Raw genomic sequence first — 25,718 nt, 5'->3', positions numbered from 1 at the left:
TCGAAACCCGCGGCGGAGGAACGGGCTGCGGAGGAACGGGCTCCGAAACCCGCAGCGGAGGAACCGGCTCCGGAACCCGTCGCGGAGAAACAGGCTCCGGAACCCGTCGCGAAGAGCCCCGACGCAGGCTCGCGCAGGGGTACCCCCGAACCGGGAACCCCTGCGTTTCAACGTACTCACGAGGTCCGACAAGATCCGGAGCCGAGCGAGAAGCCGCAGGTCGAGCAGCCTCCGGCCGCCACTGTGCCGCCACCGTCCCCCTGGGGCGGCCCACCCGCGCCACGCCTCGCGGGCCCCGTCATCGTCCCCTCCCCCAACCCGGTCCTCCCGTGGTGGCGCCCGCCCACCGACGCGGCACCGGCGAAGGTGCTCGGCGTCATGGCGGTCGCTGGTCTCGCCGCCGCCCTGCTCGCCCCGCCGAACAACGGCGTCGGCTGGTTCCTCGCCGGGGTGTTCGGCGTCGGCGCCGTGGTGTTCCACGCGGGCAAGCCGACCGTCGAACGGGCGTTGTGGCTCGCCGCGGCGCTCGCGTTCCTCGCCATGGGGTTCCTGCGGGCCGCCGAGTGGTTGTTCCCGATGGCCGTTCTCGCGTCGATGGTGTGCGGTTCGATCGCCATGGCGGGCGGGAAGACGGTGCGGGGACTGGTGTTCGGCGTGCTCGGGGTCGGGCTGGCCGGGTTCCGGTCGATCCCGTGGGTGGCGCGCAGCCTGAGCCGGCGCGGGCCGAAGAGCCTGCGGCCGTTCATCTCGGCCGGTGTGGCGTTGGTGCTGTTGCTGGTCTTCGGGTCACTGCTCGCGGGTGCGGACAAGGCGTTCAACGACTTCCTCGAGGGCCTGGTGCCGGACTGGGAGGTCGGCGAGTACGTGCGCATGGGGTTCTACGGGGCCGTGGCGGCGTTCGGCGCGGTCGGTGCGTGCTACCTGGTCGCGGCGCCCGCGCAGATCGACGAGGGCGCGGAGACCAAGCCGGGGACGTTGCGGCTCAAGGACTACGGGCTGCCGGTCGGGGCGCTCGTGGTGCTGTTCGCGGGGTTCGTGGCGACGCAGGTCGCGGTGCTGTTCGGGGGTGAGGCCTACGTGATGCGGACGGCGGGGGTCACGTTCGCCGAGTACGCGCGGTCCGGGTTCTGGCAGCTGCTGTGGGTGACGATCCTGACGCTCGCGGTCATCGCCGGGGTGGCGCGGTTCGCGGCGAAGCAGACCGCGCGGGACCAGCTGTGGCTGCGCGTCCTGCTCGGGGCGCTGGCGGTGCTGACGCTGGTGATCGTGTCGAGTGCGTTGAGCCGCATGTGGTTCTACCAGCAGGCGTACGGGTGGACGGTGCTGCGGCTGCTCGTCGCGTCGTGCGAGATCTGGCTCGGCGTGGTGTACCTGATGGTGATCGCGAGCGGGATCACGTTGCGCGCCAACTGGTTGCCGCGGGCCGTGGCCGGGACGGGTGCGGCGTTCCTGCTCGCCGTCGCGGTGGCGGACCCGGAACGCGTGGTGGCCGAGTACAACGTGACGAGGTTCGAGGCCACGCAGAAGATCGACACGTACTACCTGTCGACGCTGTCGGAGGACGCGGTGCCCGCGTTGCTGCGACTTCCCGCGGACAAACGGGACTGCGCCCTGCTGCGCCTGCGGATGCCGGGTGCCGAGGCTGATTGGCGGGAGTGGAACCTGGCGCGCCACAACGCTCGTGAGTCACTCGAAGGCGTGAAGGTGAGCGAACGCGTCTGTGAGTCGCCTTACTACACCGAACGGTAGTTGTTGGGCGGAGGTAAAGTTGCGGGTCCACCAGTTGCCGAGAGGGTGAGAAGTGACGCTGTCGTGACGCTTGCGGCCGAACCCGTTGTCCTTCGATCGATGTTCACGGCAGGGGATGCGCCCGCACCGCGCACACTGCTGGACATCCTGCGCGCGAGTGCCGAACAGCACCCGGACGCGCCGGCCGTCGACGACGGCACCACCGCGCTCACGTACCGCGCGCTGCTCGCGGAAGTCTTCGAGCTGAAGGAGAAGCTGGCCGCCGAGGGCATCGGGGTCGGCGACCGGGTCGGCATCCGCGTGCCGTCCGGCACCGTCGACCTCTACGTGTCGATCCTCGCCACCCTCGCGGCCGGCGCCGCCTACGTGCCGGTCGACTTCGAGGACCCGGACGAGCGCGCCGAGCTCGTTTTCGGTGAAGCGCAAGTGAGTGCGGTGCTCGGTGAAGGCCGATCCGTTGCACTGCGCGGAACTCCGCTGGGCGTGCCCGGCGAGCCCGGTCTCGGCAACGACGCGTGGATCATCTTCACGTCCGGTTCCACCGGCAAGCCCAAGGGCGTCGCGGTCACCCACCGCAGCGCCGCCGCGTTCGTGGACGCCGAGGCGCGGCTGTTCCTGCGGGACGAGCCGATCGGGCCGGACGACCGCGTGCTCGCGGGGCTGTCGGTCGCGTTCGACGCCTCCTGCGAGGAGATGTGGCTCGCGTGGCGCTACGGCGCCTGCCTGGTGCCGGCACCGCGGTCGTTGGTGCGCACCGGCATGGACCTCGGCCCGTGGCTGGTCGAGCAGGAGATCACCGTCGTGTCCACGGTGCCGACGCTGGCCGCGCTGTGGCCGGTCGAGGCGCTGGACGACGTGCGGCTGCTGATCTTCGGCGGCGAGGCGTGCCCGCCGGAGCTGGCCGAGCGGCTCGCCGTGCCCGGCCGCGAGGTGTGGAACACCTACGGGCCGACGGAGGCGACCGTCGTCGCCTGCGCCGCCCAGCTGACCGGCCAGGGCCCGGTCCGCATCGGCCTGCCGCTGGACGGCTGGGAGCTCGTCGTCGTCGACCAGCGGGGCGAGGTCGTGCCGATGGGTGAGTCCGGTGAGCTGGTCATCGGCGGCGTCGGCCTGGCCCGCTACCTCGACGTCGAGAAGGACGCGCAGAAGTACGCGCCGCTGCCGTCGATGGGCTGGGACCGCGCCTACCGCAGCGGTGACGTGGTCCGCGCCGAGCCGGAGGGCCTCGTCTTCCTCGGCCGCGCGGACGAGCAGATCAAGCTCGGCGGCCGCCGGATCGAGCTCGGCGAGGTCGACGCGGCGCTCGCGGCGCTGCCCGGTGTCGCCGGTGCCGCCGCCGCCGTGCGCACCACGCGCGGTGGCAACCAGGTCCTCGTCGGCTACGTCGTCGTCGACGACGGGTTCGACCAGGAGGCCGCGGTCGAGCAGCTGCGCACCGAGCTGCCCGCGGCGCTGGTGCCGCTGGTCGCGGTGGTCGACACGCTGCCGACGCGCACGTCCGGCAAGGTCGACCGGGCCGCGCTGCCGTGGCCGCTGGAGTCGATGGACACCGCGGGTGTCGTGTTCTCCGGTCTCGAAGGCTGGCTCGCGGAGCAGTGGGCCGCCGTCCTCGGGTCCGGTCCCGCCTCCGAGGGCGCGAACTTCTTCGCCTCCGGCGGCAGCTCGCTGGGCGCCGCACAGCTGGTCTCCCTGATCCGCACGCGCTACCCGAGCACGTCCGTGCAGGACGTCTACCAGCACCCGACGCTCTACAAGCTCGCGCGGCGCCTGGAGTCCTACGGTCAGACGGCCGAGGTGCGCGAGGTCGTGCCGACGCCGCGCTGGACCGGTGTCGTGCAGACGCTGCTGATGATCCCGCTGCTCACCGTCGCCGGCGCGCGCTGGGTCGTGGCCCTGACGGCGCTGTCGAACGTCCTGGGCTGGACCTCCGTGTCGTGGTGGTGGGTCGCCGCGGGGTTCTTGGTGTTCCTGAGCCCCGCCGGACGGCTCGCGATCTCCGCGGGCGGCGCCCGGCTGCTGCTGCGCGGCGTGAAGCCCGGCGAGTACCCGCGCGGCGGGTCCGTCCACCTGCGGCTGTGGACCGCCGAGATGCTGGCTCAGCAGTCACGTGCCACCGAGCTGTCCGGCTCCTGGGTCACGCACTACGCGCGGGCGCTCGGCGCGAAGATCGGCCCCGGTGTCGACCTGCACTCGTTGCCGCCGGTCACGGGCATGCTGAAGGTCGGGCGCGGTGCCGCCGTCGAACCCGAGGTGGACCTGTCCGGCTGGTGGCTCGACGGCGACCGGCTGCGCATCGGCCGCATCCGGATCGGCGCTGGCGCGACCGTCGGTGCCCGCAGCACGCTGTTCCCCGGTGCGCGGATCGGCAAGAAGGCCGAGGTGGCGCCCGGTTCGGGCGTGCGCGGCTCGGTGCCGACCGGTCAGCGCTGGGCCGGTGTGCCCGCGATCCGCGAGGGCAAGGCGGCGCGCTCGTTCCCGTCGCGCCGGCCGGAGCGGTCGCGGTTCTGGAACCTCATGTACGGCGTCTCGTCCGGTCTGCTGGGCGCGCTGCCGCTGCTCGCGGCGGCCCCGGCGGTGCTGTACGTGCTGCGCCGCCCGGTGACGCTCACGTCGGCGCTGTGGGACGTGCCGGTGGCCTCGGCGATCTGGTTCGGCTCCTACGCCCTGCTGGTGCTCATGGCCGTGCGGTTGCTGGGCATCGGCATGCGCGAGGGCCACTACCCCGTGCACAGCCGCGTGGCCTGGCAGGCGTGGACGACCGAGCGGCTGATGAACATCGCCCGTTCGGCGCTGTTCCCGCTGTACGCGTCGCTGTTCACGCCGGTGTGGCTGCGGCTGCTCGGCATGAAGGTCGGGCGCCGGGTCGAGGCGTCCACGGTCGTGGCGCTGCCGAAGATGACGCGCGTCGGTGACGGTGCGTTCCTGGCCGACGACACGATGGTCGCCTCCTACGAGCTCGGCGGCGGCTGGCTGCGGATCGCCACGGCCCGTGTGGGCAAGCGGGCGTTCCTGGGCAACTCGGGCATGACCGCACCCGGTCGCGCGGTGCCCAAGGGCGGGCTCGTCGGCGTGCTGTCCGCGGCGCCGAAGCGGGCCAAGGCCGGTTCGTCGTACCTGGGCATGCCGCCGATGAAGCTGCCGCGCACCGCGGCAGCGTCGGACGACTCGCGCACCTACGACCCGCCGGCGCACCTGCTGTGGGCGCGGGCCGTCGTGGAGCTGTTCCGGTTCGTGCCGGTGATGCTGAACGTCGCGCTGGTCGTGCTGGTGTTCTTCGCGCTGAAGGCGTTCGGCCTGTGGTGGGCCGGTGTGGTGCTGCTCGCCGCCGGTGTCGCCGCGTGCGTGGTGGCCGCGGTCGCGAAGTGGGTGCTGGTCGGGCGGTTCAAGGTCCGCGAGTACCCGCTGTGGTCGGCGTTCGTGTGGCGCAACGAGCTGGCGGACACGTTCGTCGAGGTGCTCGCGGTGCCGTGGCTCATCGGGTTCTCCGGTGGCACGCCGGTCATGAACCTCTGGCTGCGCTCGCTGGGCGCGTCGGTGGGCAGGGGCGTGTGGTGCGAGTCGTACTGGCTGCCCGAGGCGGACCTGGTGTCGCTGGGCGCCGGTGCCACCGTGAACCGCGGCTGCGTCGTGCAGACGCACCTGTTCCACGATCGCATCCTGCGGATGGACCGCGTGGAGCTGGGCGCCGGGTCCACCCTGGGCCCGCACGGGATCGTGCTGCCCGGCGCGTCCGTGGGCGACCACACGACGATCGGACCCGCCTCGCTGGTCATGCGCGGAGAAGATGTACCGTCGGGAACCCGTTGGCTGGGCAACCCGATCTCCGCGTGGACATGACCTTCTCCGTACACCATTACGCACTGGAGCTTGACTACAAGCCGCACTCCGCGCGCCTGTCCGGGCGCGCGGTGCTGCAGGCTTCCTGCGCGTCGCCGCTGTCGTCGTTCTCGCTGTCCTTCGGCTCGCTGCGGATCTCGAAGGTCCTGGTGAACGGCAGGCCGGCGCGCTACGGGCACGCCGGCGGGGTGCTGAACGTGCGTGCCGCCGTGCGCGGGTCGTTCTCGGTCGAGGTCCGCTACTCGGGCACGCCGACGCCGATCTCGACACCGGAGTGGGGCGACCTCGGCTGGGACGAGCTCACCGACGGCTCGATCGTGGCCTCGCAGCCGATCGGGGCGCCGTCGTGGTTCCCGTGCCTCGACCACCCCTCGTCCAAGGCCTCCTACCACCTGGAGGTCACCGCGCCCTCGCCGTACACCGTGGTGTGCAACGGGGTGCTGGTGGACGGCAAGGTCTCCGGCAGCACGACGAAGTGGACCTACTCGATGGCCGCGCCGATGGCCACCTACCTCGCGACCGTCCAGATCGGACAGTACGTGGAGGCGCTGCCCGGCGTGTGGGCGCCGGCGCGGCTGAAGCGCCTGGTGGCACACGACTTCGGGCGGCAGAACCAGATGGTCGAGCTGTTCTCGTCGCTGTTCGGGCCGTACCCGTTCGCCAGGTACGCGGTCGTGGTGACCGATGACGCGCTGGACGTTCCCGTTGAGGCGCAGGGGTTGTCGACGTTCGGTGCGAACCACGTGGACGGCCGTCGCGGCTCGGAGCGGCTGGTGGCGCACGAGCTGGCGCACCAGTGGTTCGGCAACTCCGTGGGTGTCGCGGAGTGGGAGCACATCTGGCTGAACGAGGGCTTCGCCTGCTACTCGGAGTGGCTGTGGTCGGAGGCCTCGGGCGGCCGGTCGGCGGACGCGTGCGCGACCGGGGCTCGTGACCTGCTGCGACGGCTGCCGCAGGACGTCGTGATCGGCCGGCCGGACCGGGCCGACTGGTTTGACGACCGGGTCTACAAGCGCGGGGCGTTGACGTTGCACGCGCTGCGCCGGGAGATGGGCGACGACTCGTTCTTCGCGTTGCTGCGGGAGTGGTGCGCGCGCCACCGGCACGGCGTGGTGACGACGGAGGACTTCCTGGCGCTGGCCGGGCACCGGGACCTGCTGACCCGGTGGTTGTTCAAGCCGGAGCTACCGCGCTGAGACCTCGGTGCCGCAGTTGGTAGTGGAAAAGTGCTTGTTGATGTTGAGTTGGTGGTGAGCCTTTTCCAACTTGTTCTGGCAGGTCAGGGCGCTGTCGCGAAAGCTCTGCGCGTCATCGACGTGTGGAACCGCTCTCACGCCGCTACCGCGCTGAGTTGGTTGTAGTTACAGGCAGAAGACAACGTTGTCAGATCACCTCAACTACCGCCAACTGGTCGGTGGACACCGGTGAGAGCGCGACCATCAAGATTGCGAACGTCAGGGAAACGATGACTCCTGATCGCAACGACCCAGCACCGCCGACTCGAGCCGCTTGCGGCAGACCCGTCGGTCACACCTCGCCACCACCAGCGGAACCAGGATGGAAAAGGCTCGGTACTTGCAGATGCCCGGGAAGCAGGGGGATCAGGCGGTGAAGCGCCACACCAGCGGTGGACGGCCGCCCTTGGGCAGTGCCGACGCGTGCTGGGTGGTGCGTTCCAGACCGGGTACGCGGTCCATCGTGCGGCCCAGGTTGGCCGGGTAGGGGCGGTCGCCGGTCAGCGACTCGGTCACGTCGAGCGCCTGTGCCGTCGTGAACTCCGGTCCGAGCAGGCCCGCGGTGAACGCCACGTCGCGCCAGAGCTTGTCGGCGAGCAGCGGGCGGCAGTCGGCGACGATCCGGTTGTGGTCGAAGGCCAGCGCGGGCACGGCGTCCAGCGTGGTCCAGGTCAGGTCGTTCCGGCCGGGGCGGGTGAGCGTGGCCCACAGCGCGATCGACAGCGTCGGGCCGCGCGGGTCGCGGGACGGCTCGTCGAACATCGCGAGCTGGCCGGTGGCGGTCACGGACTCCTCGGCCAGGCCCAGCTTCCCGGTGACGGCCCTGGTGGTCGCGTCCCGCAGGCGTTCGCCCTTGCCCAGCAGCACACCGGGCAGGGCGAGCTCACCGGCGAACGGGTCGTGCGCCCGCGGTGCCACCCCCAGGAGCACCGCGCGCGCGTCCGGGTCGAACCGGAGTGCGATCACGTCCACCGACACCAGCGTCGACTCGATCATGGCGTGAATTCTCCCGCACCGCGTAGTCCGCCCTGGCCGGGCCCGCCCCGGTGACCAGCACCTCGACGTCGAGCAGGTGTTCCAGGTACGCCACCGGGTCCGGCATCTCCTCCAGGCCCTCGTGGGTGGCGACCTGGAGGCCGTCGGCGTCCAGGTGCGTCACGGCCAGCCCGTCGACGCCACCGCAGCACCGCACCGAGTACTGGAGCAGCCGGGCGTCGAGGTGACCGGCCCGCCAGGCGCCCTGGAACTCCCCCGTGCCGTTGTGCCGCTCCGGGAACCGGGCGAGAACGGCCGGGTCCTCCGTCGGCAGCGGGCCGGCGCCGTGCCTGGTCTGGTAGGTCCTGGTCACGCCGATCACCCGGGCCGGGCGGCCGTTCAGCAGCTCCCTGGCGTTGCGCGGCGTCACGGTCGACCACGTCGTGTGCGGGTGGAACCCGTGGGTCTCGTCGAGCAGAACGCCTTGGGCGCCTTCGAAGACGACCCGGCCGGCACCGTCGAGCTCGTCACCGGTCGTGATGCGCACGGCGTCGGCGAAGGACCGGTAGAGCGCGACGAGCCCGTCGACGTCGGCGGTGGCGCCGGTCAGCGGCTCGTAGAACCGGGCGAGCGCGTCCAGCTTGTGCCGCAACGCCCTCGGGTCCAGGCAGTCGCCGACGGTGGGGGCGGGGCCCGGTTCGCCGAGCACCCGCTGCCCCTCGACCACCTCCCACGCGTTCCTCCCGGCGAGCAGCCCGTACCAGGCGGTCTCGCCGATGCCCTTGCCGCACGAGCCGTGCCGGTCGGCGCCCCTGGCCCTCTCCCTGGCCCGGTTCGCGGCGACGTGGACCGGCGTGGTGAGCAGTGCCCGCGCGTCGACCGACATCAGCGACAGCGGGTCCGCGACACCGATGGCTTCCAGCTCGCGCGACTCGGTGGCGAGCGCGATCGGTTCGACGAGCACGTGGCGCGACAGCCAGGTCGGCACGCCCGCGAGCGTGCCCGACCCGAACTGGCTGAACGTGTGGTGCCGGTCGCCGACGACGACGTTGTGCGCGGCCTGCGCTCCCCCGTTGAACCGCACGACCTTCGACACCGACCCGTCCGCGCACAGGGCGTCGACCACGGCGCCCTTGCCCTCGTCGCCGAACCCGAGCCCGACGACGACCACGTGGCCGGTCACGTCAGCGTCACGTCGTCGGGGCCGTCGATGGCGAGCGGCGCGGCGGTGACCGGGCGGGCGGTGGCACCGACGGCGACCAGCGCCTTGCCGACCGACCTGCTCTCGGCGACCGACCCGATCTCGGCGAGGTCGACGAGCGCCTGGTCGAGGTCGACGACCTGCTCCTCCATGCCGATCGTGGCGGCGATCAGCTCGCACACCGCGCCGGGGTCGTCGAGCTTGAGGAAGTTCTGCCCGAGGATCGACCGCCAGTGCTCGGCGATGCTGTCGTCGTTGAAGTACGACGACTGGTTGGGCAGGATGAAGTAGACGTTCCACCTGCGGGCGAGCTCCCGGTACACCGACACGGGGTCGATGTCCTGATGGACGTCGTCGCCGATGACCCGGCGGATGTGCTCGGCCTTCAGCCGCCGCTTGTTCAGCTCGTCGCCGATGATGAACAGGTAGCCCTTGCGTCCGCGCTTCTGCCAGGCGTCGGTGACCACGTGCCGCGCGATGAAGTACGCGGCCAGCTCGTACGACTCGCTCTTCTGCCCGCCGCCGTTGCCTTCGAGGAAGATGTCGCGCAGCTGCTCGTCCATGCGGTTGTCCGACTCGAACTGCCCGACCTGCAGCGGGACCCGGTCGCTGTCGGCGTCGCCGATGCCGCCGAACATCAGCTGCGGGTCGGTGAGGTACCCCTTGCGCTGCAACAACCCGTGCAGCTTGCCGAGCTTGCCCTGCATGATCCGCGGCACGCTGCCCATCGACCCGGTCACGTCGAACAGCACCGCGATGGGTGTCGAGTCGGCGTGGTCGGGCGAGTCGCGGCACTCGCGGACCGCGACCTTGAACGGGTCGAGCGCGGGTGCGGCCTTCCAGTCGTCCCGCGGCCGCGACCGGACCGACGCGGTGTAGCCGAAGTCTGCGATCCCCTTGGCGGCGCGGAAGGTCTTGGCCGCCGCGTAGGCGTTGTCGTCCCACTTGCCGTGTCCCATGGTCATTCTCCAGTCTCGGGGAGGGCGAACGGGCGGAACACCCGTGGCCCGTAGAGGTCTTCGAGCAGGTCGTCGTACTCGCCGAGCAGGTCGACGGCGTCCGGGCGGCGCCGCGGCTGGTCCTGCAGGCACCCGCCGGCGAACGCGAGCTGGCGTTTCTCGTCCGGCCGCAGCACCTCCCGCATCAGCAGGTGTGCCATGTGGACGTCGGTGGCCGCCGTGGCCGGGTGGCCCAGGCCGATCTCCGGCGGGTAGGTGGTCGTGCGGCTGGTGGCGAGGAGCCGCTGGCCCTCCTCGACGGCGAACGACCAGCCGGCCAGCACGATGCCGTGCTGCCGCGGGTGGACCAGGACGTTGTCCGCGGTGACGGCGCCGTGCACGAGACCGGCCTGGTGCGCGCCGGCCAGCGCTTTGAGCAGCCTGCGGTGCATCCACGCGTAGTCGCGGCCGTCGAGGCCCGCCGGGAAGGCCTTCCTGACCTCGGCGAGCGTCACGAACCCGTCCCGCAGCGGGTCGAGCACGGTGAAGGCGCGCGACCCCTTGGCGACGTCGCCGGAGGTGTCGAGCAGCCGCGGGTAGAACGGCCGCAGCCACTGGTTGTGGTCGGTGAACCGCTCCAGCCGCCGCAGCGCCTGCCACTCGCCGTGCAGCAGCGGGTTGAGCGCCGGGTTGCGCACGACCTTCACCACGTGCGGGCCGTCCGACTCGTACAGGTTGGCGATGCTGCCCCGCGCGAACGGCTCCCCGATGCGGTAGAGGCCCGTCCTGGTCCTGAGCTCGACGCGGGTGCCGTGCGCCCAGTCGTGGTGCAGGCCGGTCAGCTTCGCCGCCGCGGCGTGGGCCCGCGGGTGGTGCGGGCCCACCACGTCGGGGTGCAGGACCGAGGCCAGGGCGTGGTACCGGCGCTTGGCCTGCCTGCGGCCGGCCGGGTCGGTGGTCCGCGGGCCGAAGAGGGCTTCGGGGGTCGCGGCACCTTCCACCTGGTCCAGGGCCTCGGTCGTCGTGAGCATGGTTTGAGTCTAAGAGACTCAAACTCGGATTGCAACGGCCGGGTGACCGGTGTGATCCGGACGACCTTCCCCTGTACGAGTGAGGCGGCTCATGGTGTTCCGCCGTCGGGACCACGGGTAACCGGTCCGGAACGGAAGGAGGAAACAGGTGCTGTTCGTGGTGCTCGGGTGTTCGGTGGTCTTCTCGTTGCTGGTGGTGGAGGTGGTGCACCGGCTGGTGCGGCGCTTCACCCACAGCGGGCGGATGTACCGTCCCGGGCAGGCGTTCGCGGCGGTGCTGGCCACTCAGATAAGCCTCAGCGTGTACCCGGTCGACGCGCCGGTCACGCAGCACGTCCTCGGCATAGCGCTGATCCTCGCCGGAGCGTGGTTGCTGGCCGCGCTCATCAGCACGCTCGTGGACGTGTCACTGGCGCGCATCCGCACGGACGTCACGGACAACCGGCACGCGCGGCGGGTGCACACGCAGGTCACGCTGGTGCGGCGGCTGGTGCTGGTGGTCATCGGCGTGCTGGCGGTCGGCGCGATCCTGATGACGTTCCCCGGTGCGCGGGCGGTCGGGTCGACGGTGCTCGCCTCGGCGGCGGTGATCGGCGCGGTCGCGGCGTTCTCGGCGCAGTCGTTGCTGGGCAACCTGATCTCCGGGCTGCAGATCGCGTTCAGCGACGCGGTGCGGCTCGACGACGTCGTGGTCGTCGAGGGCGAGTGGGGCCGGGTCGAGGACATCACGCTGACGTACGTGGTGCTGCACCTGTGGGACGACCGGCGGCTGGTGCTGCCGACCTCGTACTTCCTGAAGACGCCGTTCGAGAACTGGACGCGCACGCAGTCGGCGCTGCTCGGCACGGTGGAGCTGGACCTGGACTGGACGGTGCCGGTCGAGGCGATGCGGCACGAGCTGCGGTCCATGCTGGAGGGCAGCGACCTGTGGGACGGGCGGGTGTCCGTGCTGCAGGTGACGCAGGCGACGCAGGGGTTCGTGCGGGTCAGGGCACTGGTCAGCGCGGCGGACGCCGGCAAGCTGTGGGACCTGCGGTGTCTCGTGCGCGAGCACCTGGTCGACTGGGTGCAGCGCCAGCACGACGGCGCGTTGCCGCAGATCAGGACGCGCGCGGTCAGCACCGTCAGGCGGGTGCAGCCGCAGACCGACCAGCACACCGACGCACGGGTGTTCGGCGAGAGCGCGGACGGGGCGCAGCGCGAGCAAGCGTTTGCGGGGCCCAAGTAGAGCGCATGTCGCGGATCGGGTGCCGCTCGCCGCGACCGCGGGAGGGTTGATCCACCACACTGGACCCATGAGAACCGGTGACCAGGTCGTGCAGGGCCTGCCGTGGCGGTGGCGTGCGCAGGGCACGATCTTCGTCATCGGCGGCCTCGGGTTCCTGTTCGACGCGTGGGACGTCACGCTCAACGCGTTCCTGATCCCGCTGGTCGGCGCCGAGTGGGGGCTGAGCCTCGGCCAGCGCGGCTGGGTCGGCACGGCGAACCTGATCGGCATGGCGGTCGGGGCGTTCGCGTGGGGCGCGATCGCGGACACCATCGGGCGCAAGAAGGCGTTCAGCCTCACGATCCTGATGTTCTCGGTGTTCACGGTCGCGGGCGCGGCGTCACCGGACTTCGTCACGTTCTGCGTGTTCCGGTTCCTGGCCGGCGTGGGGCTCGGCGGGTGCATCCCGGTCGACTACGCGCTGGTCGGCGAGTTCACGCCGGCGAAGGTGCGCGGGCGGGTGCTGGCGGCGATGGACGCGTTCTGGCCGCTCGGGGCGACGCTGTGCGGGCTGACCGCCGCCCACCTGGCCGGCCTGGGCAGCTGGCGGCTGCTGATGCTCACGATGGTGCTGCCGGCGCTGCTGCTGTTCTGGATCCGGCGCTCGGTGCCCGAGTCACCGATGTTCCTGGTCGCGAAGGGACGCACGCACGAGGCCAAGAAGGTCATCGACGACCTGGTCGCCAAGACCGGCGCACCGCACGAGGACTGGCGGCTGCCCGCGCCGCAGCAGCTGCAACGCCTCTCCCCCAGGGTGATGTTCGCGCAGCTCAAGGACATCTGGCGGTACGACCCGCGGCGCACGGCGGCGCTGTGGGTGCTGTTCCTCGCGGTGTTCCTGCTGTACTACGGCGCCGTCACGTGGCTGCCGAGCATCCTGAAGGCGCAGGGGTACGGCACGTACGCGGCGTTCATGGTCACGACGCTCACGGTGGCGGTGGGCATCGTGAGCGCGCTGGTCAGCGCATGGCTCGTGGACGTGTTCGGGCGCAAGTGGGTCATCGCGATCAGCGCGCCCCTCGCGGCGGTGGCGCTGGTGCTGTTCGCGGTGCAGCTCGACGTCGGCGGTGCCGCGAAGACGTGGATCACCGTGTACGGGGTGCTGATCCAGGTCACGATCCCCGCGCTGTACGCGTTCGCGCCGGAGCTCTACCCGACGCACCTGCGGGCCAGCGGGTTCGGCTGGGCGTCCACGGTCAGCCGGGTCGGCGCGGGTTTCGTGCCCGTCCTGTTCGGAGCGCTGCTGTGGCCGGTGCTGGGCATGGCCTGGACTTTCGCGGTCATCGGCGCACTGGTGGTGGCAGCCGTGGTCGTGATGATGTTCGTGGTGCCCGAAACGCGGATGCAACCGCTCGCGGAGGCCGTTCCGTCCTAGGATCATGAGACGACCGCGGCTTGGGAGAAGACCGCTCGCCGTCGCGTTTTGCGCGCTGGCGCTCAGCAGCTGTGGTGCGAACGGGGCTCCAGCCGTTCCGATGGCGGAGGTGCCGACCGTGTCCTCAGCGAAGCCGGACCAGAACCGGATCGAGCAGGCGAAGCGCGACGGCCACCCCACCGTGCCACTGATGATCTCCGTGCAGCCGGGACGCGACGAGGAGGTCGAGCGGGCGCTGGTGGCGCTGGGCGCGGCCGTCGAGGCGCGCGATCCCAGGATCGGTTACCTGCGGGCCGAGATGCCGGTCGACAAGGTGGAGGACGCCTACCGGGTCACCGGTGTGTCCAAAGTGGATGTGGACGAGCCGCTGCACAACCGGCTCCCGGAACCGTGAGAAGCCCCGGGATCACGTGGACCCCGGGGCTTCTGCGGTTTCTGGCTGGTGCTGTCCTGACTAGCTGACTGCCTGGACGATCACCGCGCCGCGGCCGACGACGTTCTCGTCCGCCGTGCGCACCTCGAGCTCACCGCGCAGGACGCGGCCGGCACCCGGCTGGCCCAGCGGGGTGATGACGCCCGTGGCGTTCCACGACGCACCGGCGGCGCGGTCGGCGTTGGCGTCGGTCACGCTGAGCGTGCCCAGCGCGGCCGAGGTGTAGACGTCGAAGTAGTCGTAGGCAGTGGTGCCCGCGGGCACCGCGTAGCCGTCGACCAGGACGATCCACGTACCGGCGGCCGGGTTGGCGATCGTCACCGACTCCTCGGAGTCCGCGTCGGCCGACTGACCGGCGAGGACGCAGCTGCCCGTCGTGCAGTTGTAGACGGACAGGTCGAGGTCGGCAGCCTGGTCGGCGGTGTTGCCGATCGTGGCGGTCAGCTTCGACGCGCCGGCACCGACGACGACCTGGTACTGCTGCGACGCGAGGTTCTCGATCGTCGGGCGGGCCGTCTTGGCGCTGCCGACCGCACCCGCCGCGAGCCGGCCGGTGAACGCGGCCTGCGTGTTCGTGACGGTGTAGCTGCGCTCGACCGGGGTGCCCGCCGCCGCCGAGGCGATGACGTCCGGGTTCGGGCTGATCGAGGTGCCGAGCACCGAGGCGGTCACCGAGTACGGCGCCACGTCGGCGTCGGAGGTGCGGCGCGCCTCGACGACGATCTCCCAGACACCGGCCATCGGGTTGGTGACCGTGCGGCTGGTCGGGGTGCCACCGGCACAGCCGGCGCCCGCGTCCGGGTTGTAGCAGTTGGTCGAGGTGTTCGAGTCGGCACCGACGCCCTGCGGGGTGTAGCGCAGGAAGCGGACCTGGCCCTTGCCGGCCTCGGCGCCACCGGCGGCCATGTCGACCTTCAGCGCGGTCGTGCCCTTGGGGACGTCCACGAAGAGGCTGGTCGACTGGTTGCGCGCGATGGTGCCCGACTTGGTGACCGAGAACTTGTTGGCGGCGGTGAACTTCTGCGCCGCGAACACGGTGTTCAGGGTCTGCACGTCGACACCGGGGGTCTCGACGTCGTCGAGCTGCAGCACGGCGCTGTGCACGCCGGGCGTCTTCGCCTTGACCGTGACCGGGAACTGAACCGGGGTGTTCAGCGGCAGGAAGACCCAGCCGTCGGCGCGGAACGTGCCGTCGTCGCCCTTCCAGGTGACCCGCCAGCCCTCGACGTGGTCCTCACCGGTGGTGCGGGTCAGGGTGTACACGCGGGTGTACTCCTGGCCCACGGTGACGCCCTCGCGGTCGTGGATGCCGACACCGACGTTCGGGGTGGCCAGCAGGCCGCTCAGGACCGTGTTGACAGGGACCGAGACGTTCAGCTTGTTCGGCTTGGCGTGCTTGTCCAGCAGCGACCACGCGGCGTTCGTGTTGAACAGACCGGCGCCCTGCTCGTAGGCACCGAGGGTCTTCACGTAGTTCGCGCTGCGCTGGATCGCGTACCGCAGCTCGGCGCTGGTCGGACGCTCACCGTTGTGCTCGGCCTTGTACGCGCTCACGAGCAGCGCGGCGGCACCGGTCGCCTGCGGGGCGGCCATCGAGGTGCCGTTGAACATGGCGTAGCCGGGCGGGAGGGCGTAGGTGCCCGCCACAGGACCGGGGGCCTGCCAGCGCGGCGTGGTGGAGATCGCCGAGCCGGGCGCGATGATGTTCGGCTTGAAGCCGCCGTCCTCGGCGGGACCGCGCGACGAGAAGCCGTGCAGGCTCTGCTTCTGCTCGGTCTTCGAGCCGTAGTTGGAGAGCCAGGTCTCCTTGGTGATGTACGAACCGACGCTGACCGCGTCCGTCGCGACCGACGGGTCGCCGACCGTGTTCGCACCCGCACCCGAGTTGCCCGCCGAGATGAACAGCTGGACGTTGTACTCGTTGATGGTGCGGTTGTAGAGCTCGGCGCGGGCGTTGTTGCCGTCGTTGAGCGCCGGGAGGCCACCGATGGAGATGTTCACGACGTCGGCGCCGTTGCGCGCGGCGTAGAGGACACCGTCGATCAGGCCGGAGCTGGTGCAGGACGGCGTGGAGAGGCAGGCCTTGATGGCCATCAGCTTCGCACCGGGTGCGGCACCGGCCATCTTGCCGTCGAACATCTTGTGCGCCGCGGTGATGCCGGCGACGTGGGTGCCGTGCGCGGCGCCCGCGATGCCCAGGTTCACGTACGGCGTGCCCTGGTTGTCGTAGACCGAGCGGTCGGTCTGCACGACGAACGCGACGCGGTCGACGACGTCGGTCGCGGGGTTGTCGGTGCCGAAGAAGCCGACGTCCTTCTTGACCTTGTAGTCGATCATGCGGGCGTTGTTGGTGAAGTTGCCGTCGCCGTCGGTGTCGACGAAGACTTCCTTCGTGGTGATGTCCTGGATGACACCGAACGAGTCGACGCGGTCGCCGTCGCGGTTGATGTCACCGCCGGTCTCGCTGTTGCTCAGGGAGAGGTCGCCCGCGGTCTCGCTGAAGAGGCCGAACGAGTAGGGGCCACCGGTCGCCGGAGCGGTCCACTCGCGACCGCCCTCGGTGAACTTGCCGACGCGGCCGGTCTTGGTCATGGCGACCCAGGTGCCGTCACCGGAGTTGGTGGCGTTCGCGTTGTACCAGTCGATGATCTTGCGCTCACCGGTGCTGGTGGTCTGCAGCGCCGGGTTCTCCAGGTCGATGCCGGAGTCGATCACGGCGATCGTGGTGCCGCGGCCGTCCCACTTCGGGTGCGCGGTGGCGAACTGCGCCGCCTGCGTGTCCTGCGTCGGCATGTACGGGTTGGTGCGCGGGGTCTTCGCGTCCGGCGCCTTCTGCGGGGCCGGCTGCTCCATGCCCTGCGGACGCGGGTCGTCGAGCTGGATCAGCCCGTCGACGTCCACCGTGCTGACGGAGGCGAGCTTGGCGGCCTTCGCCGCGTTGTCACGCGGGATGGTGACCTTGACGTAGTCGACGTCCTTCTCGGTCTTCTGGACCGTGGCGCCGAGCGCCTTCAGGTCGTTGACCGCGGCGTCGGTCTTGCCCTTCTCGGCCGCGACCAGCAGGTCGACGGTGGCCTTGCCTTCGGCGGCTGCCTTGTCGACCAGCTCGCGGTCGACCTTGTCGAGCTGCTTGGGAGCCTCGTTCGCGGGGTTCTGCTGCTGCGCGGTGGCAGCGGGGGTGGCGGCGAAGCCGAGCCCGGCAGTGCCCAGCACCGCGGTCAACAAGACCGTTCCGGTGCGGCGTCTCCAGTTCTTCACGGCGCGTGTGCCCTTCGTGGGGTAAAGAGTGTGTGGAAGCACATCTCTTCCCACGACGAGTGGCAATAGGTTCAACGGAGCATTGCCGAGTTCCACATTGGACTGTTCAGCCGCTTGAAAAGGCGCGCTTGAAGTGCTGCGCGTTTCTTCTTCGCAGTGGAACGAGCAGGTGCCTTCCAGTCAAGGGCTGATGGAGGGGAATGTCAAGAGGTGTGTCAACGGTGAACGTGCTTGCGGCGTAACGGCATCCCCGTCCAGAGCGATGTTATTTCCGAGAAATCGCGCGGCGCAGCCGGGTCCACAGCCGCGCCTGTTTTTGCGCTTTCGGCTGCGCGCCGCACGCGGTGCAGGTTTCCCGGTGCTGCGCCAACGCCTGCTGGAGCTCGGCGACCTGCTTCAGGGTCCGCGCGGGCACGACGTCCTTCTTGACCGAGAGCAGCGAGAGCTCGGTCAGCGGCCGCTTCCTGCCCGCCGCGTGCACGGCCGGCGCGATGGCGTGGAACACGATCAGGCTGCGCCTGCGGTCGGGCTCGATGGCCCGCACGTCGCACCACTGGATGGCGCTGGTGTGGTCGAGGCTGGTCGACTCGATGGCGTCGGGGGTGAGCTTCGTGCCCAGCCGGAAGCTGCGCCACGCGACGGTCGCGCCCATCAGGAACCACAGGCCGCCGAAGAGGTAGCCGTACCAGGGGCCACCCGCGGCCGCGACCGGTCCGGCAGCGGCGACCGCGGCGCCGAGCCCGAAGAGAACCCATCTCCACCTGGTGTGCATCTCCCCTCCAGGTGTACCGGATTCGTCCCGTTCCGACGAACGCGACCGGGTCGTTCGACACGACTGACGGCTGATCAGGCGCTACCTTGCGCCCATGGACCTCACGCCGGTCGCCGACGAGCTCTACGGGCTGACCCCGAAGGAGTTCACCGCGGCGAGGAACGCCGCGGCCAAGCAGGCGGACGACCAGGACCTGGCCAAGGCCATCTCCGAGCTGCGCAAGCCGACCGTGGGCGCGTGGGCGGTCAACCGGCTCGTGCGGGACGCGCCACCGGGCCTTCAGGAGGCGCTGGGGCTGTCCACGGCCCGGCTGACCATGCGGGAGCTGGGGCACAAGCGCAAGGAGCTGCTGGAGGCGCTGGTCTACCGCACGCTGGAGCTGACCGGGCCGATCACCGACGACGCGGTCACGCAGGTGCGCAACACGCTGACCGCGGCGATGTCGGACCCCGAGTCGGCGGAGCTGGTGCGCGCGGGGCACCTGACCAGGGGCCTGGAGTACTCGGGGTTCGGGTTCGCCCCGCCGGTGCCCGAACCCGCCGGGGACGACGGTGAGGACGCGCTGGCCCGCAAGCGACGGGAACGGCAGGAGCGCAAGCGGGCCGAGGCGCAGCAGGCGTTGGACGAGGCGGAGCAGGCGCTCGGGGAGGCGCAGGCCGACCAGCTGGCGGCCCAGCGGGCGTTCGACCGGGCCGCCGAGCGGCTGGAGGACGCCAAACGGGTCACGGCGGCGGCGGAGAAGGCGCGGAAGGCGGCGGAGAAGCGCCTGGGTGACCTGTCGTAGAGCGGTCCAGCGGGCCCCACTCCGAGGAGCGCTGGGCCGCGACGAGGTCCTCGCAGGTGTTCAGCAGGTCGTCGTCGACCCACGCCAGCGGTGTCACGCAGCGGACCAGCGGCTCGTTGTCGGGACCCCGGCCCACCTCCTCGCCGCGCAGCACCCAGGCGCGCACGTCGGGCCCGCGCAGGTCGCGCAGGTGGCGGTAGTCGTACAGGCGGCGGGCCACCCACAGCTCGCGCGAGCGGTCGTCCCACCAGGGTTCGACGTGCAGCGGGCTCGCGGACAGGCCGGGCAGCTCCACGCCGGTCAGCGAGTCGCGGGACGTGGCGGCGGAGTCGGCGGCCGGTCCCTTCGACCAGCGCACGTAGACGTCGTCGCCGAGCAGGGCGACCAGCTCGGCGAGTTCCGTGATCGTCGGAAGCTCATCGGTCACACCTGCTCACGTACCCGGGAAAAGCCGACCTAGGCGTGCGTTCCTGAAGAGAACCTGAAGGATTTGAGCCCGGTCACATCGAAAGCCGACCGGAACACGGTCCGCCGGTTGTACGTTCAACAATGTGGTTGGCCGCGGACGCTCGAGTCCGCGCCAGGGCGATCCGGCACCCCCAGGCCGGAAAAGCCCTTCCGCAGGCGTTGTGCACTCGCGCCGCGGTCAACCCGCCGTCGACCGGCACACCGGAAACCCCCCTCACCGGTGGTGGCGGTCGGCGGCACCGGAAAGTGCGGTGCCCATTCCCCCCAGGGCACCGCACTTCACAAACTCGCCGGGGCGGTCGCAGCCCCTCCCAGAGAAAGTGAACTTGATTCAGGTCTCGTGGCCCACCAGCGGTGGATCTAGACTCGCCCGATGGCACATGACGCGGATGTCATCGTCGTCGGCGCGGGCCTCGCAGGTCTCGTCGCGACAGCGGAGCTCGCCGACGCGGGGCGCAGGGTCATCCTGCTCGACCAGGAGCCGGAGGCGTCGATCGGCGGTCAGGCGTGGTGGTCGTTCGGCGGGTTGTTCCTGGTGGACACGCCCGAGCAGCGCCGGTTGCGGGTCAAGGACTCGTACGACCTCGCACTGCAGGACTGGATGGGCTCTGCGGCGTTCGACCGGGACAGCGACCACTGGCCGCGGCTGTGGGCCCAGGCCTATGTGGACTTCGCCGCCGGCGAGAAGCGCCCGTGGCTGCACAACATGGGGGTGCGCTGGTTCCCGTTCGTGCAGTGGGCCGAACGCGGCGGCTACCTGGCGAACGGGCACGGCAACTCGGTGCCGCGCTTCCACGTGACGTGGGGCACCGGGCCGGGCGTGGTGGAGCCGTTCGAGCGCCGGGTGCGCGAGGGTGTCGCCAAGGGGCTCGTGACGCTCCGGTTCCGGCACCGCGTCACCGCGCTCAACGTCACGAACGGCGTGTGCGACGGCGTGTCCGGCGAGGTGCTGGAGCCGTCGTCGGTGGAGCGCTCCCAGCCGTCGTCGCGGACGGTCGCCGGGGACTTCTCGCTGAGCGCCCAGGCCGTCGTCGTCACGTCCGGCGGCATCGGCGGCAACCACGACCTGGTGCGCCGCAACTGGCCCGAGCGGATGGGCACGCCGCCGGAGTTCATGCTCGCGGGTGTGCCGGACTTCGTGGACGGGCACATGCTGGAGATCACCCAGAAGGCCGGCGGCGCGATCATCAACGCCGACCGCATGTGGCACTACCCCGAGGGCATCGCGAACTACGCCCCGGTGTGGTCGAACCACGGCATCCGCATCCTGCCCGGCCCGTCGCCGCTGTGGCTCGACGCGGACGGCAACCGGTTGCCGATCCCGCTGTTCCCCGGTTTCGACGCGCTGGGTGCGTTGCAGCACATCACCTCGAACGGCCACGGGCACTCGTGGTTCGTGCTGAACAAGAGGATCATCGGCAAGGAGTTCGCGCTCTCGGGCTCCGAGCAGAACCCCGACCTCACCGGCAAGGACACCCGCGCCGTGCTCAAGCGCGCGCTGCCGGGTGCGGTGGCGCCGGTCGAGGAGTTCGCCAAGCGCTCCAAGGAGTTCATCCAGGCCCGTACGGTCGCGGACCTCGCCCGCGGCATGAACGCGCTCACCGGCGACACGCGCATCGACGCGGCGGCGCTGGAGAAGATCATCGTCGAGCGCGACCGGCAGGTCACCTCGGGCCTGGGCAAGGACATGCAGGTCAACGCGATCCGCGAGTCCCGGCACTTCCTGACCGACAAGCTGATCCGCGTCGTCGAACCGCACCGGCTGCTGGACCCGAAGGCGGGCCCGCTGATCGCCGTGCGGCTGTCGGTGATCACCCGCAAGACGCTGGGCGGCCTGCACACCGACCTGTCCTCGCGGGTGCTCGACAACGACGGCCGGCCGTTGCCCGGCCTGTACGCGGCGGGCGAGGCGGCCGGGTTCGGCGGTGGTGGCGTGCACGGGTACCGGGCGCTGGAGGGCACGTTCCTCGGCGGCTGCCTGTTCTCCGGGCGGGTCGCCGGACGCGCCGCCGCTGACGCGGTTTCCTAGGAAGGGCAAGGGGCTCCCGCGTGGTGGACGCGGGTTGACGGTCCCCCGGCTTGCGGCTGTGCTGGAGGCATGACGCAGATCGGTGTTCTGGTCGGCAACCCGCGGCCCGCCTCGCGCACCCTGCAGGCGGCGCTCGCCCTGCGCGAGGCCATCGCGGCGGCACTGGGCGTGCCCGGCGACGGACCGGTGGTGGACGCGGCGACGATCGCCGCCGACGTGTTCACCCGGCCGGAGACCGTCAAGGCGGCGCTGGCGGCGCTGGGTGCGGCCGAGGTGCTCGTGGTGGCGACCCCGACCTACAAGGCCGCCTACACCGGCCTGCTGAAAGCGGTGCTGGACCAGGCACCACCGGGGTGGTTGAGCGGCAAGGTCGTGGTGCCGCTGCAGATCGCGGCCGCGGACAAGCACGCGCTGGCCGTGGAGGTGCACCTGCGGCCGGTGCTGACCGAGCTCGGGGCCGTGGTGCCGCAGGCGTTGTTCCTGAACGAGAGCGCGCTCCCCGCACACGCCACCGACTTCGCGCTGCACGCCGGTGTCCTGAAGGCGCTGGTCCGGTGAAGGACCAGCTGCGCACCGCCCTGCGCCACCACGCCCAGGCCGTCACCATCGTCACCGCCACCGGCCAGGACGGCCCGGTGGGCACGACCGTCAGCTCGTTCACCTCGGTGTCCTTCGAACCACCGCTCGTGGTGGTGTGGATCGGCGAGGGCGCGTCGGTGTGGCCGGTGCTGCGGACGGCACCGCTGTTCGCCGTGCACCTGCTGGGCACGGCGCAGACGGGCCTCGCGGACCTGTTCGCCACCAAGGGGGTCGACCGGTTCGGCGCCGGCACCCGCTGGGAGTCCGACGCCGACGGGGTGCCGCACCTGCTGGACGCGCCGGTGCGGCTGCGGTGCCGGACGGTGCGGCGGATCGCGGTCGGCGACCACGTCGCGCTGGTCGGGGAACCGCTGGACATCACGCACTCCGACCTCGCGGCGCCCCTGGTGCGGCACCAGGGGCGCTACACCTCAGTGGCCTGACCCCTCGCCCAGCTGCCGCAGGACCGCCCTGGCCATCGCGTCGTTCTGGCGGAAGGCCGGGGCGTTCGTCTGCGGCCGGGAGAACGCGGCGAACGCCTTCCCGGTCGTGTACGGGCCGACGGCGAACCGGACCGGGTCCTCCTCTCCGCGCTCGTTGACCAACCGGCCCTCCGCGGACACGCGCACCTGCCCGGCCGTGTCCTCGGAGACGTCGCCGACCGCCCGCAACGACTTCAGCACCGGGTCCGCCGTGCGCGACAGGACGTGCGCGGGCAGGCGGGCCTCGACCAACCCGTTGGCGCGCACGACCTCCGGGGTGGTGGCGCTGCCCGCGAGGAACGCGCCGTCGACCGCCTCGACCCACATGTCCGCGCCGAGGAACCGCACGACCCCCGCCCGCGACAGGGCGAGCAGCTCCTCCAGGCGGTCCGGTGGCGGGCCGGACGCGAGGTAGCTGAAGTAGCCGTGCCACCAGCCGTCGGTCTCGCGCAGCCGCACCTCCGGCAGCTGGCCGTAGACCGACAGCAGTGCGAGGAACGCGCCCAGGTCGGCGCTGTGCCGCGGGTCCGACCGGCGGGCGACGTCGGCGGCTATGTACTCGCGCAGGTGCTCCTGGAACTCCTCGCCGGTCTCGAACGTGCGGCCGTCCAGCGGGCGGTCCAGGCGTTCGAAGTCGATGCGGTCGGCCGGGTCGGGAACGGCGCGGGCCTCCAGCGCGCGCATCTCCCCGCTGTACCAGGGCACCGCGGCGAACGCGGCGGTGAACTCGGCGAACGGCACCCGCACGCGGTCGGGATGGCCGGTGAACAGCTCGTGGTAGTGGCCCCAGGCGACCTCCTTGGTGATCAACGGCCACACGTCGGCGCGGAAGTCCCAGCGGTGGCCCCGCAGCGCCTCCGCGGTGAAGAAGCGCGGCAGCACCGGGCGTTCGCCCTGCAACCGGTAGCCGGTCTTCGAGTGGTACGGCACCCCGCGCCGCGAACCGACGAACAGCCGCGGCTCGGAACCCGATGGCACGTAACGCATGTCGGCACCGGAACCCTCGAACCGGCCGCCGCGGCCCTGGGTCAGCAGCACCATCAGGTCGATGAACGCCAGCCCGAAGCCGCGCAGCACCACGTCGCCGGTCACCTGCGAGAGGTCCGCGTCCGCCGAGTAGAGCGGCGGCACGTAGACCAGGCCGTGCGCGGCGGCGTGGTCGGCGAGCTTGCGGTGTTCCGGCTCCGGTTCGGCGTCGAGGTGGCCGAGGGCCAGCACCAGCACGTCGGCGACCAGCGAGGTGCCGTCGTCGAGGTGCACCCGGTTGCCGACGGCCTTCACCGCGCGCGCCCGGTGCACCCGCACGGTGACGTTCGGCGGCATCGAGGAGACGACGTGCTCGAAGAACCACTCCAGGTACCCGCTCTGCACCTGCCGCGACGGGAACGACGTCGGGTCGACGTCACCCCACTGCGCCAGCGACGGGCCTTCGCGCACCGGGCCGAGACCGGTGAAGCTGGAGTCGGTGAACACGGTGACGTCCTCGGCCATGGAGTTCATGCGCAGCAACGGTGACTGCGCGTGCCGCCACACCCGGCCGGCGCCAGCGGGGAACGGGTCGACGACGTGCACGACCAGGTCCAGCGCCGGTGCCAGCGCGGCGATGCGTTCCAGCAGCCCGGCCGCGCGCGGGCCGCCGCCGATGACGACGAGGTCAGAGGACACGGGCCAGGAACTCCCTCGTGCGCGGGTGCGACGGTGCCACCAGCACGGTCGACGGCGGGCCCGACTCGACGACCTGCCCCGCGTCCAGGAACACCACGGTGTCGGCGACCTCGCGGGCGAAGCCGATCTCGTGCGTCACCACGACCATCGTCTGACCGGCCGCGGCGAGGTCGCGCAGCACGTCCAGCACCTCGCCGACCAGCTCCGGGTCGAGCGCGGAGGTCGGTTCGTCGAAGAGCAGGACCTTGGGCTCCATCGCGAGGGCGCGGGCGATGGCGATCCGCTGCTGCTGCCCGCCGGACAGCTCCGACGGGTACGCGCCCTCGCGCCCGGCCAGGCCGACGCGGGCGATCAGCGCGCGACCCCGTTGCAGCGCAACGTCCTTCGGCACGCCGAGCACCCCGATCGGCGCCTCGGCCACGTTCTCCAGCGCCGTCAGGTGGCCGAACAGGTTGAAGTTCTGGAACACGAACCCGATCGCGGCGCGCTGCCGCTGCACCACCCGGTCCGGCAGTTCGTGCAGCTTGCCGCGGTGGCGCCGGTAGCCGATCAGCTCGCCGTCGATCTCCACCTCGCCCGCGTCGAGCCGCTCCAGGTGGTTCAGCACCCGCAGCAACGTGGACTTGCCCGACCCGGACGGCCCGATCACGCACGTCACGGACCCGGCGGGCACCGACAGGTCGACCCCGCGCAGCACCTCGGTGGTGCCGAACGACTTGTGCACGTCCCTGATCTCGATCACGACCGCACTCCTCGCGCGAAGTACCGCTCGACGTGGTGCTGCGCGAGGCTGAGCAGGCTGGTGACGATCACGTACCAGACCGTGGCGACGACGAGCAGCGGGATGACCTCGTAGGTGCGGGCGTAGATCAGCTGCACCGAGTGCAGCAGGTCCTGCACGGCCAGCACGGACACGATCGACGTGCCCTTCAGCGTGCCGATCAGCAGGTTGCCCGCGGCCGGCACGATGGCGCGCATCGCCTGCGGCAGCACGATCCTGCGCAGGACGCGGACCCGGCCGAAGCCCAGCGCCCGCGCGGCCTCGACCTGACCGGCGTCGACCGACAGGATGCCGCCGCGCACGATCTCCGCCGCGTAGGCCGCCTCGTGCAGCGTGAGGCCGATCACCGCGGCGAGCAGCGGGCTGATCCCGGCGCCGAAGTTGAACCAGAACAGCAGCTGCACGATCAGCGGCACGGACCGGAAGAGCCAGACGTACCCCCACCCCAGCGCGGACAGCACCGGGTTGCCGGACAGCCGGAACGTCGCCAGCACGACACCGAGCAGGAAGCCGAGCACCAGCGTGACCGCGGTCAGCCACAGCGTGGTGACCAGACCGTCGACCACGGCGGTCGCGGTGAAGTAGCGCGCGACGACACCCCAGTCGAGGCCGGTGGCGGCGGCGTGCACGAGCCAGCCGACCGCGGCCAGCGCGAGCACCGCGGTGACCACCCGGCCCGGCTTGCGCGCGGGGACGATCTCAGCAACGGGACGCGTGCGCACGTCCCCCAGGACGCTCATGGGCGGAGTCTTTCCGTTGAAGGGCAACAGGAAGCAAGCCGCGCCCCTCAACGCGAACACCACCACGGTACCCCGCGTGTGCAAGCAGATCCCGCTCTGTGGACGTCGTTGACCGCTCC

Annotated in this window: 20 protein-coding genes; 10 read left to right on the top strand and 10 right to left on the bottom strand. The window is 71.2% G+C overall.

Annotation, left to right across the window (positions count from 1 at the left end):
- Positions 1 to 378: 378 nt before the first annotated feature.
- The 3 genes from ACZ7CD_RS23890 to ACZ7CD_RS23880 all read left to right on the top strand — a co-directional run bounded on the left by ACZ7CD_RS23890 (position 379) and on the right by ACZ7CD_RS23880 (position 6,782).
- Positions 379 to 1,749: a DUF4153 domain-containing protein gene (locus ACZ7CD_RS23890; protein WP_470370213.1), complete on the top strand. Its 1,371-nt coding sequence runs from the start codon at positions 379 to 381 to the stop codon at positions 1,747 to 1,749.
- A 99-nt stretch (positions 1,750 to 1,848) separates the two neighbouring features.
- Positions 1,849 to 5,586: a Pls/PosA family non-ribosomal peptide synthetase gene (locus tag ACZ7CD_RS23885; RefSeq protein ID WP_470379693.1), complete on the top strand. Its 3,738-nt coding sequence runs from the start codon at positions 1,849 to 1,851 to the stop codon at positions 5,584 to 5,586.
- Positions 5,583 to 6,782 carry a M1 family metallopeptidase gene (locus ACZ7CD_RS23880; RefSeq protein WP_470370211.1) on the top strand — a complete coding sequence of 400 codons (1,200 nt, stop codon included), beginning with the start codon at positions 5,583 to 5,585 and terminating at the stop codon, positions 6,780 to 6,782. Before ACZ7CD_RS23885 ends, ACZ7CD_RS23880 begins: the two co-directional genes overlap by 4 nt.
- 405 nt (positions 6,783 to 7,187) lie before the next feature.
- Here the strand turns inward: ACZ7CD_RS23880 and ACZ7CD_RS23875 are convergent, their stop codons facing one another.
- From ACZ7CD_RS23875 to ACZ7CD_RS23860, 4 genes are read right to left on the bottom strand one after another with little or no spacing between them, the layout of a single operon-like run.
- Positions 7,188 to 7,817 (bottom strand): NUDIX hydrolase, encoded by a 630-nt coding sequence (locus ACZ7CD_RS23875; RefSeq protein WP_458430424.1) that lies wholly within the window; start codon positions 7,815 to 7,817, stop codon positions 7,188 to 7,190.
- Positions 7,705 to 8,979: an adenylosuccinate synthetase gene (locus ACZ7CD_RS23870; RefSeq protein ID WP_470379692.1), complete on the bottom strand. Its 1,275-nt coding sequence runs from the start codon at positions 8,977 to 8,979 to the stop codon at positions 7,705 to 7,707. The genes ACZ7CD_RS23875 and ACZ7CD_RS23870 overlap by 113 nt, the downstream gene beginning before the upstream one ends.
- Entirely contained in the window at positions 8,976 to 9,956 is a 981-nt protein-coding gene (locus tag ACZ7CD_RS23865) for a hypothetical protein (RefSeq protein WP_470370209.1), read from the bottom strand. Before ACZ7CD_RS23865 ends, ACZ7CD_RS23870 begins: the two co-directional genes overlap by 4 nt.
- A 2-nt stretch (positions 9,957 to 9,958) precedes the next feature.
- Entirely contained in the window at positions 9,959 to 10,966 is a 1,008-nt protein-coding gene (locus ACZ7CD_RS23860; protein WP_470379691.1) for a protein kinase family protein, read from the bottom strand.
- A gap of 148 nt (positions 10,967 to 11,114) precedes the next feature.
- Here ACZ7CD_RS23860 and ACZ7CD_RS23855 point away from each other — a divergent pair, with 148 nt between their 5' ends.
- The 3 genes from ACZ7CD_RS23855 to ACZ7CD_RS23845 all read left to right on the top strand — a co-directional run bounded on the left by ACZ7CD_RS23855 (position 11,115) and on the right by ACZ7CD_RS23845 (position 14,002).
- Positions 11,115 to 12,194, top strand: coding sequence for a mechanosensitive ion channel family protein (locus ACZ7CD_RS23855; protein ID WP_360395322.1), 1,080 nt, complete (start codon positions 11,115 to 11,117; stop codon positions 12,192 to 12,194).
- A gap of 67 nt (positions 12,195 to 12,261) precedes the next feature.
- Positions 12,262 to 13,608, top strand: coding sequence for an MFS transporter (locus ACZ7CD_RS23850; protein ID WP_470379690.1), 1,347 nt, complete (start codon positions 12,262 to 12,264; stop codon positions 13,606 to 13,608).
- A 118-nt stretch (positions 13,609 to 13,726) separates the two neighbouring features.
- Complete coding sequence (locus tag ACZ7CD_RS23845; protein ID WP_360395318.1) at positions 13,727 to 14,002, top strand: hypothetical protein; 276 nt, start codon at positions 13,727 to 13,729, stop codon at positions 14,000 to 14,002.
- A 60-nt stretch (positions 14,003 to 14,062) separates the two neighbouring features.
- Here ACZ7CD_RS23845 and ACZ7CD_RS23840 read toward each other — a convergent pair whose 3' ends face one another.
- Positions 14,063 to 17,299: a S8 family serine peptidase gene (locus ACZ7CD_RS23840; protein WP_458430419.1), complete on the bottom strand. Its 3,237-nt coding sequence runs from the start codon at positions 17,297 to 17,299 to the stop codon at positions 14,063 to 14,065.
- Between the two features lie 265 nt (positions 17,300 to 17,564).
- The gene (locus ACZ7CD_RS23835) at positions 17,565 to 18,071 is read right to left on the bottom strand and encodes a hypothetical protein (protein ID WP_360395314.1); all 507 of its coding nucleotides are present in this window, start codon (positions 18,069 to 18,071) and stop codon (positions 17,565 to 17,567) included.
- A 94-nt stretch (positions 18,072 to 18,165) separates the two neighbouring features.
- Here ACZ7CD_RS23835 and ACZ7CD_RS23830 point away from each other — a divergent pair, with 94 nt between their 5' ends.
- Complete coding sequence (locus ACZ7CD_RS23830) at positions 18,166 to 18,855, top strand: hypothetical protein (RefSeq protein ID WP_360395312.1); 690 nt, start codon at positions 18,166 to 18,168, stop codon at positions 18,853 to 18,855.
- Here the strand turns inward: ACZ7CD_RS23830 and ACZ7CD_RS23825 are convergent.
- Positions 18,794 to 19,282 (bottom strand): DUF6098 family protein, encoded by a 489-nt coding sequence (locus tag ACZ7CD_RS23825; protein ID WP_470379689.1) that lies wholly within the window; start codon positions 19,280 to 19,282, stop codon positions 18,794 to 18,796. The two genes, ACZ7CD_RS23830 and ACZ7CD_RS23825, sit on opposite strands and share 62 nt — an antisense overlap.
- 414 nt (positions 19,283 to 19,696) lie before the next feature.
- On the opposite strand from ACZ7CD_RS23825, the gene ACZ7CD_RS23820 reads away from it, so the two are divergent.
- From ACZ7CD_RS23820 to ACZ7CD_RS23810, 3 genes are all read left to right on the top strand, one after another.
- Complete coding sequence (locus tag ACZ7CD_RS23820) at positions 19,697 to 21,352, top strand: FAD-binding dehydrogenase (protein WP_458430418.1); 1,656 nt, start codon at positions 19,697 to 19,699, stop codon at positions 21,350 to 21,352.
- Between the two features lie 69 nt (positions 21,353 to 21,421).
- Entirely contained in the window at positions 21,422 to 21,910 is a 489-nt protein-coding gene (locus ACZ7CD_RS23815; RefSeq protein WP_360395306.1) for an NADPH-dependent FMN reductase, read from the top strand.
- Positions 21,907 to 22,374, top strand: a complete 468-nt coding sequence (locus ACZ7CD_RS23810; protein ID WP_360395304.1) for a flavin reductase family protein — start codon at positions 21,907 to 21,909, stop codon at positions 22,372 to 22,374. The genes ACZ7CD_RS23815 and ACZ7CD_RS23810 overlap by 4 nt, the downstream gene beginning before the upstream one ends.
- Here ACZ7CD_RS23810 and ACZ7CD_RS23805 read toward each other — a convergent pair.
- From ACZ7CD_RS23805 to ACZ7CD_RS23795, 3 genes are read right to left on the bottom strand one after another with little or no spacing between them, the layout of a single operon-like run.
- The gene (locus tag ACZ7CD_RS23805; RefSeq protein ID WP_470379688.1) at positions 22,363 to 24,078 is read right to left on the bottom strand and encodes an FAD/NAD(P)-binding protein; all 1,716 of its coding nucleotides are present in this window, start codon (positions 24,076 to 24,078) and stop codon (positions 22,363 to 22,365) included. The genes ACZ7CD_RS23810 and ACZ7CD_RS23805 overlap by 12 nt on opposite strands.
- Positions 24,068 to 24,820 carry an amino acid ABC transporter ATP-binding protein gene (locus ACZ7CD_RS23800; protein ID WP_458430414.1) on the bottom strand — a complete coding sequence of 251 codons (753 nt, stop codon included), beginning with the start codon at positions 24,818 to 24,820 and terminating at the stop codon, positions 24,068 to 24,070. The genes ACZ7CD_RS23805 and ACZ7CD_RS23800 overlap by 11 nt, the downstream gene beginning before the upstream one ends.
- A complete protein-coding gene (locus ACZ7CD_RS23795) occupies positions 24,817 to 25,599 on the bottom strand; it encodes an amino acid ABC transporter permease (RefSeq protein ID WP_360395298.1) in 783 nt (260 codons plus the stop codon). The genes ACZ7CD_RS23800 and ACZ7CD_RS23795 overlap by 4 nt, the downstream gene beginning before the upstream one ends.
- Positions 25,600 to 25,718: the final 119 nt, after the last annotated feature.

It is taken from the genome of Lentzea sp. NPDC036949 (assembly GCF_055608075.1).
The sequence above is the reverse complement of the archived record's forward strand: the minus strand, read 5'-3'. Positions and strand labels throughout refer to the sequence as shown.

Excerpts from the sequence above, each read along its gene's own strand:
- ACZ7CD_RS23890 (WP_470370213.1), top strand. The coding sequence starts at position 379 with ATGGCGGTCGCTGGTCTCGCCGCCGCCCTGCTCGCCCCGCCGAACAAC.
- ACZ7CD_RS23885 (WP_470379693.1), top strand. The coding sequence starts at position 1,849 with ATGTTCACGGCAGGGGATGCGCCCGCACCGCGCACACTGCTGGACATC.
- ACZ7CD_RS23880 (WP_470370211.1), top strand. The coding sequence starts at position 5,583 with ATGACCTTCTCCGTACACCATTACGCACTGGAGCTTGACTACAAGCCG.
- ACZ7CD_RS23875 (WP_458430424.1), bottom strand. The coding sequence starts at position 7,817 with ATGATCGAGTCGACGCTGGTGTCGGTGGACGTGATCGCACTCCGGTTC.
- ACZ7CD_RS23865 (WP_470370209.1), bottom strand. The coding sequence starts at position 9,956 with ATGGGACACGGCAAGTGGGACGACAACGCCTACGCGGCGGCCAAGACC.
- ACZ7CD_RS23860 (WP_470379691.1), bottom strand. The coding sequence starts at position 10,966 with ATGCTCACGACGACCGAGGCCCTGGACCAGGTGGAAGGTGCCGCGACC.
- ACZ7CD_RS23850 (WP_470379690.1), top strand. The coding sequence starts at position 12,262 with ATGAGAACCGGTGACCAGGTCGTGCAGGGCCTGCCGTGGCGGTGGCGT.
- ACZ7CD_RS23835 (WP_360395314.1), bottom strand. The coding sequence starts at position 18,071 with ATGCACACCAGGTGGAGATGGGTTCTCTTCGGGCTCGGCGCCGCGGTC.
- ACZ7CD_RS23830 (WP_360395312.1), top strand. The coding sequence starts at position 18,166 with ATGGACCTCACGCCGGTCGCCGACGAGCTCTACGGGCTGACCCCGAAG.
- ACZ7CD_RS23820 (WP_458430418.1), top strand. The coding sequence starts at position 19,697 with ATGGCACATGACGCGGATGTCATCGTCGTCGGCGCGGGCCTCGCAGGT.
- ACZ7CD_RS23815 (WP_360395306.1), top strand. The coding sequence starts at position 21,422 with ATGACGCAGATCGGTGTTCTGGTCGGCAACCCGCGGCCCGCCTCGCGC.
- ACZ7CD_RS23795 (WP_360395298.1), bottom strand. The coding sequence starts at position 25,599 with ATGAGCGTCCTGGGGGACGTGCGCACGCGTCCCGTTGCTGAGATCGTC.